Raw genomic sequence first — 10548 nt, 5'->3', positions numbered from 1 at the left:
AAATAGTATAATTAGCTTGATTGTTTAATAAATATCTAGCTGAAATATTTGTATTCTCCCCACTTTTTAACTTAATAACTTCTGAATTATCCTGATAACTAGAAGGACGAGACAGAAAAATCATACTATCTGCCCGAATATATACATATACAGCAAAAAATATATAAATAAGCATGAAAGATTTAAGCAGTCTTTGCCAAGTAAAATCACCAATTAGCAATTTTAAAATTTGCTCTTTTTCCATTAGTTCTTTTTATTTCTATTTTCCTTCAGCCCAACCATCAATGATTTGTTTATAAAACTTACGTAAAAGTATATGGTATAGGACAATACTCTACGAGTTTTCCAACAGGTACCCACAGAGTATTGCCCCTATCTAAAAACCCAGTAAAGATTATTTTGATTTCCGTGCCGATTTGGGTGGTGTTCGGTGTGCGCCAAAGTACTTCTCGCTGCGATAGCGCAACCACACCCGCAACACTTGCGGAATCTGCTCTTTTTGTTCTTTACTCAGTGTATTGTAAAGAGCTAATGCGCGATCGCGTTCACCCCGACAAGCAGCGTTATTGTGAGCATCCCAATAGCTACGGGCTACCCGAATCCGCCGACAGACTTCCTTAATCAGTTCTTCTCCTGTGAGTGGAGCGTCCTGCTTTGCCATACTCAGATGCGATAAATTTCTAATGCCATCGTAGCGAGTCAGACTCATTCTCACAATTACAGCCCAAGCAAGTCCAACCCGCCAATCGATTTCATTAAACTTTAGACACAGGCAGCAAAACTAACTCAGCAATCAAATTCTGTGAAAACATAAATTTCTTCACTCCTAAGTATGGTGATTCTTCATCTTTTTTCATCTTTAAAAGAGATTAATGCTCGGTAGAATCATTTATGCGTATTCATCATCTTAATTGCGGTTGTATGTGCCCAATTGGTGGCGCACTCTTCGACGGTTTTAGCCGTGGGCTAACAGCCTGTCTGGTCTGTCACTGTCTGCTTATTGAGACAAATCAGGGACTCGTTCTCATAGATACAGGCTTCGGTCAGCGCGATATTCAAGCGCCATTATCAAGACTCAGCCCCTTTTTCATGAATTTAAATCGTATCCAATTTGAAGAAAAATACACGGCGGTTGCGGCTATTGAGCAGCTTGGTTTAAACCCGCGCGATGTCCGCCACATAGTGCTTACTCACCTCGATTTTGATCATGCAGGCGGGTTGGAAGATTTTCCTGAAGCAACCGTGCATGTAATGCTCAGTGAGATTGAAGCCGCACGGGAACGGCAGGGCTTTATCTCATCGCAACGTTACCGCCCTGGTCAGTGGGATGAAGTAAAAAATTGGAAGTATTATTCGGCTGGTGGTGAACCTTGGTTTGGCTTTGAGGCAGTACGTAATCTCGAAGGACTACCGCCCGAAATTCTCCTGATACCGCTCGTCGGTCACACACGGGGTCATGCAGGTGTCGCTATTGAGACATCCGAAGGCTGGCTCTTACATGCAGGCGATGCTTACTTTTACCGACACGAAATCGGCTCTCCTAAACGAGTTTGCACACCTGGTTTGCGTGCCTACCAATGGTTTATGGAGGTAGACCGCAACGCTCGACTTTCTAATCAAGATAAGTTGCGTGCATTATCGCTCGACCACAGTAGCGAAGTGCGCCTCTTTTGTAGCCATGATGCTATCGAGTTTAAAAGCTTCGCTGACCAAGATAATTTTCAATTGCAGGAAGACAATTCGCGTTCAACAGCTTTCAATTAACTCAAAAACTCAACGCATCTCAACAGAATTATAGGGTTTTCAAGGTTCGGCTGAGATGCGTCTATGAGTTTCAGCTTTTAATAAAGTGTCTTTAAAAGATATCCAAGGCTGATTTACTCAGTATTGTTACTGTACCTCACTGGACTAGGAAACGCTATAGACTAACGCTTTATCAAAAATTCTTCTGATTTATTGTTATTCATTACTGATGCAATAGCACTTGTAAACAGGTCTTGAGTGTTACAGGGTAGTACTTATTTGGGAATACTTTTATAGGAGTGATAAAGAAGGCGATCGCACTAACACTTTTAATTCAGATGTACTATATCACCTTATAACCACTCCTATCTTACAAAAAAGACGTATCAATACTCACTAATCTACCAGGACTAACTAAGATGGGATTTACTGAAGATATTGTCAAGCTGTCTGAACAAGTGCGTAAGCGATTTGACCAAGTTGTTGGCGAAGAAGCTACTAAGATGGCGTTGATTGTTCCTTTTTTGAGCGCTCTTGGCTACGATGTCTATGATCCTAGCGAAGTCATGCCGGAATACGTAGCAGACTTTGCTACTAGAAGAGCAGGACAGTTTGAAAAAGTAGATTACGCCTTAGCTATTAACGGTACTAAAGTTATGCTCGTAGAGGCAAAAGCCCGTGGTCAAAAAGCTGAGGCACATGATGGGCAACTGAGCAAATATTTTAATGCACTTCTGACAACAAAAGTAGCTATTGTAACTAATGGGATTGAGTACCGTTTCTTTACAGACTTGCGTGATAAAAATGTCATGGACAAGGAGCCATTTTTTACTTTTAACATCCTTGAATATGATTCCAAAGATATTGATAACCTCAAATTTTTTCATCGTGATAATTTTGAGGTTGCAGCTATTACCAACCATGCTGAAGAAATGGTTTATGTAAAAGGCATGACTCAGCTTCTAGGAAATCTTTTACGTTCTCCTTCTGAAGAATTTGTTCGCTTTCTAGTGGCTGAACTCGGTACTGTTGCTCCTAGTTATGAAATTCAAGGTCGAATTACTGGTAAAGTTATTGATAAATTCAGACCAATTGTTAAAAAGTCAATTCAGGGAAGTTTAGTAGAGTTAATGACTCGCTCACTTAGCCAAGAAATAACTCAGCCTGTTGAAATTGAAGTAGAACAGGAGATTGAAGAAGAGGAAAAACAACAAGAATATCAAGAATCGAAAATAGTAACAACGGCTGAAGAAATTGAAGCTTTTGAAAAAATTAAAGCAATTACGAAAACTTTAATGAGTTACAATTTTGAACTCCAATATAAGGATACAGCTTCATACTTTGGAATCAATCTTGGCAAAAGTACTTGGTGGTTTCTGAGATTATATCTATCTTCGCAGAAAAAAAGTTTGATTACTCGGCTAAGTGTAGATGAAGTAAAGTCTCTAGTTTCAAACTTTGAAGTGCAGGAAGTAACAGCTTCTCTGGGGGATGCTGCATCAAAAGTAATCATTTCCTCCATTAGTGATTTCGATAAGCTGACACCATTGATTCTCAGATGTTACGAAACAGAAGCAGCCAAGCATCAAACATTCATCCCGGATGTAATCAGAATGGAAAAATCAGCTTAACTCAAGCTATCTAATACAAAACTCCACGTACCCAACCATTTTTCTGCTGTTTCCCATTCTGAGTGTTGAATATTTGTAGACAAAGGCAGATTGGGAATAACAGCATACTCAAAAGACAAAATTATTAAACTAATTTTTTCATGAGATTTGATTTTTGCCTGCCAGCAAATTAGCGATCGCAGTACTAATCGGCTGACCTAATAAAATTTAAGACAAAAAAGTGGCTCTGCAATCAGCAGAACCACTAAAGCTTTCGCAAATCTGTGATAAATTAACGAACTGCCCCTTGAGCAGAAACAGTATCAATGGGTTTCATCAGGTACAGCCGTAATAACTGCCAGCCATTGGAGATGTAAAGTGGCAGTTTTTGGAAGAATTGCAGGAATTTGGGAGTGCTAGAATTAGCGATCGCACCCAGCTTCTCGTTATTGCTGATACAAGTATCCAATCGCTGATAAAACTCAGGATTCTCTACATCCAGCATTAACGGGAACACGCGACCGGCGTTTTCGTTCGTCTTCTGAATTACATGAATGTCGTATTCTCTTGCATCCAATCCCAAGGTGGCATAAAAGTCCTTGCGTTGGATGTCATTGAGATACATTGTCGCAAATACCGACAACAGGAAGAACCGACTCCACAGCCGTGCTTTCCAATCATTCAACATTTGCGGCTGAGATTTCATAACCGCATCAAAGAAATCGCCGTGACGGTTTTCATCCTGACACCAGTTCTCAAAGAACCGGAAGATTGGATAAACCCGGTCTTCGGGATGTGCTTCTAAATGGCGATAAATAGTGATGTAGCGCCAATAACCGATTTTCTCAGAAAGATAAGTAGCGTAGAAGATGAATTTCGGTTTAAAGAAGGTATAACTGCGACTCTTAGTCAAAAACCCTAAATCTAGGGACAGATTAAAGTCCGACAAAGCTTTATTCAAAAAGCCAGCGTGACGTGCTTCATCCCGTGACATCAGGTTAAAACACTCTGCCAAGACAGGGTTTTTTCCTTTCAAGCGACGGCCAAGTTCTTTATACAGCAAAAAGCCAGAAAACTCTGCCGTACAAGAACGTTCTAGAAACTCAACGAACAACTTGCGAGTTTCCCCGTCAATATGATCCCAGGATTGGTCAAACTCCGCATCCCGAACAAAGTGATGGCGGTTGTAGTCAGTGCGGAACTCTTCGAGAATGGCTTGTAACTCGTCTTCATTGACGGAGATATCCATCCGCGCCATTTCATCAAAATCGGTAGTATAAAACCGAGGTGTTAACAGGGTTTCTTTTGCCGGGACTTTAATCCCTGGCCGGATTTCTTCAAAGCCTGGTTTTTTGAGGGAATCTACCATGTCTTGATTGCTCTTTCGTCTTTATTATCTTAAGTAGACCAGAAAGCCAAGGTTAAAGCTCTGGCAAGGCGTAACAGCCCACAATAATCCAATTGTATAAAGTTTAGTCTACCAAGGTGCGGGTGAGAAATTTGTAAGTAAAAGATTAAGAGTTGCAACAATCATTCCATATTTACGGAATCAAAAATCGCGGATTAGTAGTCAAATAAACGTAGTTCGGTGATTAGCAGGGTTTTTATTAAGTGCAGTAGCACGCATTTTTTGTATTTTAAATCGCCATAATCTCAGTAATTTTTCTGTAGTTGCTACTACAACATAGAAAACCCATTTTAGACAACAAGAGCAAATCCAAAGGGTTGAAAACAAGATGAATCTTGAAAACAATCAGCATAAAGACCGACTGCTTGTCTCTTACATTTTGTGTGCAGCATTCTTTTTCGGATTAGGAGGACTGCACCGTTTCTACAATGGCAAAATCGGGACTGGTTTGTTGTGGCTGTTGACTGGTGGTGTCTTTGGGATAGGGCAGTTCGTAGATTTGTTTCTCATGTCCAACATGGTTGACGAATACGAACACAACCTCAGACTAAAAGCAGGTATATCTCCCTTTGGTGTGCCGTTAAATCAAGCAGTGGTTGCCTCTCAAGTCCACCCTCCAACAGGCAACCAACTGATGATTAAACTAATTGAAGCGGCAGAAAACAAGGGTGGTATTTTAACTGTCACTCAAGGCGTGAAGTTCACGGGAGCTAGCTTTGCGGAAGTGGAAGCTACTCTCAATGAGATGTACAAATCAGGTTATGTAAAAATAGATAACGACCCCAATACTGGAGCCGTTATCTACCATTTCCACGAACTTTAAATTGTCATTTGTCCTTTGTCCTTTGTTAAAAACCAATGACTAATGACTAATGACCAATGACTAATTTATACCTAGCCACTTTTGGCCGTCCAAGCGCTGAACTAAGCCAAATACCAACAAGTCGAGGGTAATTTTGCGCTCATCGATTAAGAAGGACTCAAGAGTGCTAGGTTTTTTGCCTTCATTACAGGAAAATCCCTTTTTCCCTTGAATATCTTCTTCGGGGAAATACAGGTTAAACTGACGCAAACCAATTTCTTTCCAACTACCGATAATTTGCCAGCATTCTTCAGCAGATTCAAAGCCAGTAATTGGCACTTTCTGCTTGGCAAAAGACACCTGTAAATCTTGCACACCTTGTTGAGCGATCGCTTTTTGTAAAGCTGGCAAGTAGTCTTGCTCGATAAACTCTACAAATGGCTTATCTTCAACAGATGGGGCTTTTTCCTTTTTGGCGGCTTTAGCTCCGGGTTTTTCTTCTGTTGCGGCGGCTGGTTTTTCGCCTACTGCGGCTTTAGCTGCGGCTGCGGGTTTTTCTCGCTTGGGGGGTGTAGCGGTTGGTTTAGCAGCATTTGGGTTAGTTTCTGGATTTGCAGCTTTAGGATCTGGCGTGTTAGCAGTAGGAAGGTCTGTGGCTTCAGGTGAGTCTGTACTCGGAGCGTGTTCTTCAGCTACACTGGGAGCTTGCTTGTCAACAGTGCTGGGAGCTACTTCTCCCGCTTGATTGTGATTGGTTTGGTCTGCCATTGCTCAGGTCAATCCTTTAATCTAGCTTTGGGAGCGATCGCTCACCTTGATGTATCGGGTATTTTTATTTTGACATACTAGTGCAGCAAGGCAGTAATAACTGTACAGTTAAAAATAACGCAAAGGCATAGGGCATAAGCTTTCTTCCCTTCTGTTCCCTACCCCTTCAATTTTAGATTTTAGATTGTTCAATCCAAAATCCAAAATCTAAAATCCTTCTGCCTCATTCAAATCCCCTTGAATCCCATATCAGTTTCTACCTGTTGCTGTGCCGGAATCGAACTCACTTTGCCAGATGCAATGCTAGAAGTCTTACGCCAATTACCAACTTGGCTCAAAAATATACCTACTAAAATCACGCTACCGCCGATATATTGAGGTAAGGTAGGGGCTTCACCCAAAATTAAATAGGCTGCTAGGATGCCCACAATTGGGCCAAATGAGCCAATTAAGGAAGCCGTAGAGACAGTAGAAGTTTTCAAGCCTTTAATCAAAAAAGACTGGCCTAGCACCACAATTAACCCACCGTAGAGAAACATCCATTGCCATAAGAACGGTGAGAGGACATCAGCAAAATGATCTTTGCCATAGAGTACTAAAGCAATGAAGAAAAAGATTATGGTTCCTAGTCCAGTCCGAAAGATGCTATAGATTCCCAAAGGGATCTGTGAAAGGTATTTCTTACCAATAATCGTAGAAGCCGTTGCAGCTATAGATCCTACTGCTGCTAAAAGTTCCCCTATGCCTAAACTGAAACCTCCCATATTCATCATGGCTTCTGTTGGAGGCTGGAGGATGATAGTTAGGATAACACCAACAAACGCTGCGATCGCTCCGATAAATTCCCAAATATTTACCCGTTCCCTCAACAACCAGACTGATAAAGCTAGAGTTAGAGGGGGTTCCAAGCGTCCTACCAAGATGACATTATTTACCCCTGTGACTGAAAGTGCCTGGAAAATTAAGCCAGGGGCTAACGCTCCTGATAAAATAGCTACTGCTGTTAAACTGACCCAATCCGTCCTTGAGAGTTGCTTCAAAGTAACTTTGTTCCACTGTCGCCCATAGATGAGGATCAGAAGTATCAAGGCGCAAAGGTTTCCCACAAATAAAACATTACATAAAGAAATCGGATTACGTTCCCCGATAAAATGTTCAGCACCGATTTCTGTTAGCCTTCGGGTAACTGCGCCAGATGCTGCAAAAATTAGCATTGCTAGCCAGAGATATGTTTGTCCTGAAACTCTATGAATTAAGCGATGTGGTCTTTTGGGCCTAGTCACAATAACACGACTGCAATAAAAGCATTGCTCATTATAAGTTGCTGTCACACAGTTAAAAATGAGGTTTTGTTGAGAAAATACTTAAATTATGCTGTGACTTTGAGTTACCATCATTGCCTGAGAAAGTGCTGAGAATCAACTAAATTTTCTCAAAGGATAAATTCATGAAAATAGTGGCTTAGTTTCAATAAGTTCTCACTCCCACCTGAGATGCTTGGGATGTTCAGGATAAAACAGAAAAGAGAGTCACAAATGAAACTCGCACCCTTACTTACAAGTTTTGCTTTGGTTGGTTTTTTCACAGTTTGGGACGTACCATTAAAAGCGATCAATCCGTCCTTAGTACAGGCATCAGCAGCCGAAGAATTGTCTGTAACGCAGAAACTAGATTTGCTTACTAAAAGTAAGGGTCAGATTGGTAGTGGCGATCAACTGCGTCGTTTCTTTTTTGCTGACTTGGAACCAATTGGTATCCAGGTAGGTGGCGCAGGTCATGTAGTTAACCTTTATAACAAAGCTAATAATGTCACATTCGCTTACTGTTCACATTACGATGTGATTGTAGCGATTAAGAAAGGTAAAGTAATAAAATTTGAACCCAGCGAAGTGAAGTAATACTAAATCTACTTTCCAATTAATATTTGCTAAAAGCAGAGGAGCAATTTGATTACATCTAGGTTGCGATATCTGACAACAAACCATTTTGCGTCTAAAACTTAGAAAAAGTATGATTTATCCCTCTGCAAGAAGGCGTTAGAGTTATTGCAGAATCAGGTTAAAAGGCAAAGGTAAGAAGATGAGAATTTATTTTTACTTTTGCCCTTTAGCCATTTTCTAATTCTTCCTTTAAGGTAAGAGTTAGCTTATTTCAGTATTAATGTTATTAAATTTTACTAGCTATGACAATCTCTTTTATTTTTGCTTCGGGAGCAGGTATAGGTATAAAGCGATCACAATTTCCAAATTACTCGCAAGTTATGTAGGTTGGGTTGAGGAACGAAACCCAACATTTTCATAGCTTTGTTGGGTTGCGCTTTGCTTCACCCAACCTACAATTTTTCTTAACTGAACCGTATTGATTTTTAAGGGAAGGAAACAGGCCAATAGCGAGCGATTAAAAAATTAAATTATTTAAAACTGGTTTATAGTTGCATCAAAGCTACTTGATAAATACAGAAATTATTCCAATCACAGCACTTACAAAACTTATTAGTCCTAGCACTCCACTTATAACAGGATTTTCTTTGATGAGTTCAATAAGTGCTGTAAAGTAATTTCCATAAATATCTTTTGAGCTAGAATTTGTCTTGAGTGAGCCATTAGCAGTACGCTCAACTATATTGGCGAGAACATCAACTTTTCTTAGAGTTGATTGATGAAGTCTCACGTATTCTTTATTAATAAAAGCATCAGCTTCTCCCTTTCCATCTAAGAAATCTCTATATGTGATAGAGTTTTTTTCAACTAAGCTATTTAATCGAGGATGTTGTATGTAACTAATACCGTAAATTGCGATGAGTAATCGAGATAAATCAACTAATTTGGACTCACTAATTTCTTCAGGTTCGCCTTGAAGAACCTTGTAGCGATGAGCTATTGCTGGAAAACCGTAGTTTATATCCCTCATATTCCAGTGTAGCCAAATATGAGAGGCATGATGACGTACATAATTATAAAATTCATCTAACATAAGTTTTTAGAGTTGATCATAATGTTGCTCCAAAGCAATTGCTGAAAAACCTTTCCTTTCTGCTACTTGATGAATTGAAAAAGAGGTGGTCTGACCAGATTCTAGATTCCGAACAGCAATAGAAGTAATTCTCGGTGATGAACCATCAGGTCTGTCGTAGAAACTTTCACAGGAGTAGTGAATAACAATAACATCATCGGCCTTACTCATTAACTCATAAAATTTCCCTTTTCCTTGCCTATGCTTCTGTACGTTGTTCCAAGCCTGTCCCATTGTAAATACTATCCCTTACCCTGACAATACATCTTGTAGGTTAGTATTCCCAAGTTTTCATACTATCTAACAATTAAAGTGGTGTAATCCAATAAGTAATACCCCTAATAACTTGTTTATTAAAACCAAACAAAGGTAAATTATCTTCAGTTAAACCTACATAAGTCCAATGTGGAACATCATTTTCTACAGTTTGAAACCAGCCATTTTGATTAAGAGCTTTTCTTTGTTCTTTACTACCTACCCGTAAATCAATTGCTAATCCCCAGAGATGTTGTGAGGTTCCAGGAGGTGCAACTAAACCGAGAATTTTTGTTTCTTTGCCCTGTTGAACTTTTGCCAAAACTTGATTATTAGCATATTTTTGCCAAAATCTTAAATTCGTGTTGAAAGTGCGAGTACAATCACCAGAACCATAACCAGATTTTAGCGGTATATGTTGTTGAATTCGCGCTTTATTTAGAGCATCAGCCGCAGACTTTTGTAAATAACAATCGTTAGTGCCATCAACATGACCCATTGTTAAAGTAGCTTGAAACTCTTGGGTTTCTTGTTCATTAGCAAAAATATCTTTTGGCGGCAGTTTAATTCCAATATCTTGATTTACAAAAACTGCGCCATAAGCTCGCAGTAAAGTATATTCATAAGTACCAGACTGGGGGATTGTCGGTAATTTTTGGTTAACCGCAGATAAAAAACGCTGTTTATTATTTAATTCGGGGTTGGGAATAAATGGTTTGGGTGTTATCTCTTTAGAAGTATCTATACAAGGTGATGAAACAGTTGCAGAGCATACATTTAATGGTTGGAAAGTTCTAGCATGATGGTGGGTAATCTGATTACTAGCTACTAAGACAAAAATAATGCCGATAACTATACTGGTGAAACTTGCTTTTCTAATAAATCTAGTAATATCTTATGGCTTTTTGATAGTGAGTTTCATTTTTAAATAATACTTGGTTGATTCAAAG

General features: G+C 39.6%; 11 protein-coding genes and 1 pseudogene. 4 read left to right on the top strand and 8 right to left on the bottom strand.

Annotation, left to right across the window (positions count from 1 at the left end):
* Together GNF10_RS31615 and GNF10_RS31610 are read right to left on the bottom strand one after the other, a co-directional pair.
* Positions 1 to 244 (bottom strand): annotated as a pseudogene (locus tag GNF10_RS31615) (alpha/beta hydrolase); the annotation flags it as partial.
* Positions 245 to 394: 150 nt separating this feature from the next.
* Entirely contained in the window at positions 395 to 661 is a 267-nt protein-coding gene (locus tag GNF10_RS31610; protein ID WP_163935165.1) for a Precorrin-3B methylase, read from the bottom strand.
* 230 nt (positions 662 to 891) lie between these two features.
* Here GNF10_RS31610 and GNF10_RS31605 point away from each other — a divergent pair, with 230 nt between their 5' ends.
* Complete coding sequence (locus tag GNF10_RS31605) at positions 892 to 1764, top strand: MBL fold metallo-hydrolase (RefSeq protein WP_185584684.1); 873 nt, start codon at positions 892 to 894, stop codon at positions 1762 to 1764.
* Positions 1765 to 2162: 398 nt separating this feature from the next.
* Positions 2163 to 3374 carry a type I restriction endonuclease gene (locus tag GNF10_RS31600; protein ID WP_185584685.1) on the top strand — a complete coding sequence of 404 codons (1212 nt, stop codon included), beginning with the start codon at positions 2163 to 2165 and terminating at the stop codon, positions 3372 to 3374.
* 271 nt (positions 3375 to 3645) lie between these two features.
* Here GNF10_RS31600 and acsF read toward each other — a convergent pair whose 3' ends face one another.
* Complete coding sequence (gene acsF / locus GNF10_RS31595; protein ID WP_174709100.1) at positions 3646 to 4722, bottom strand: magnesium-protoporphyrin IX monomethyl ester (oxidative) cyclase; 1077 nt, start codon at positions 4720 to 4722, stop codon at positions 3646 to 3648.
* 367 nt (positions 4723 to 5089) lie between these two features.
* On the opposite strand from acsF, the gene GNF10_RS31590 reads away from it, so the two are divergent.
* Positions 5090 to 5584, top strand: a complete 495-nt coding sequence (locus tag GNF10_RS31590) for a TM2 domain-containing protein (protein WP_185584686.1) — start codon at positions 5090 to 5092, stop codon at positions 5582 to 5584.
* A gap of 60 nt (positions 5585 to 5644) precedes the next feature.
* On the opposite strand, the gene GNF10_RS31585 is transcribed toward GNF10_RS31590, so the two are convergent.
* On the bottom strand, positions 5645 to 6331 hold the full coding sequence (locus GNF10_RS31585) for a DUF2996 domain-containing protein (RefSeq protein WP_185584687.1): 687 nt from the start codon (positions 6329 to 6331) through the stop codon (positions 5645 to 5647).
* Between the two features lie 227 nt (positions 6332 to 6558).
* Positions 6559 to 7614 carry a DMT family transporter gene (locus GNF10_RS31580; RefSeq protein WP_185584688.1) on the bottom strand — a complete coding sequence of 352 codons (1056 nt, stop codon included), beginning with the start codon at positions 7612 to 7614 and terminating at the stop codon, positions 6559 to 6561.
* A 252-nt stretch (positions 7615 to 7866) separates the two neighbouring features.
* Here GNF10_RS31580 and GNF10_RS31575 point away from each other — a divergent pair, with 252 nt between their 5' ends.
* Positions 7867 to 8229 (top strand): hypothetical protein, encoded by a 363-nt coding sequence (locus GNF10_RS31575; protein ID WP_185584689.1) that lies wholly within the window; start codon positions 7867 to 7869, stop codon positions 8227 to 8229.
* A gap of 544 nt (positions 8230 to 8773) precedes the next feature.
* On the opposite strand, the gene GNF10_RS31570 is transcribed toward GNF10_RS31575, so the two are convergent.
* The 3 genes from GNF10_RS31570 to GNF10_RS39370 all read right to left on the bottom strand — a co-directional run bounded on the left by GNF10_RS31570 (position 8774) and on the right by GNF10_RS39370 (position 10097).
* A complete protein-coding gene (locus tag GNF10_RS31570) occupies positions 8774 to 9304 on the bottom strand; it encodes a hypothetical protein (protein ID WP_221644688.1) in 531 nt (176 codons plus the stop codon).
* A gap of 6 nt (positions 9305 to 9310) precedes the next feature.
* On the bottom strand, positions 9311 to 9577 hold the full coding sequence (locus tag GNF10_RS38095) for a hypothetical protein (protein WP_185593480.1): 267 nt from the start codon (positions 9575 to 9577) through the stop codon (positions 9311 to 9313).
* A gap of 73 nt (positions 9578 to 9650) precedes the next feature.
* Positions 9651 to 10097 carry a D-alanyl-D-alanine carboxypeptidase family protein gene (locus GNF10_RS39370; RefSeq protein WP_311774247.1) on the bottom strand — a complete coding sequence of 149 codons (447 nt, stop codon included), beginning with the start codon at positions 10095 to 10097 and terminating at the stop codon, positions 9651 to 9653.
* Positions 10098 to 10548 lie beyond the last annotated feature (451 nt).

It is taken from the genome of Nostoc sp. UCD121 (genome assembly GCF_014222285.1).
Taxonomy (GTDB): Bacteria; Cyanobacteriota; Cyanobacteriia; order Cyanobacteriales; family Nostocaceae; genus Nostoc.
This window is presented reverse-complemented; position numbering and strand designations above follow the sequence as displayed.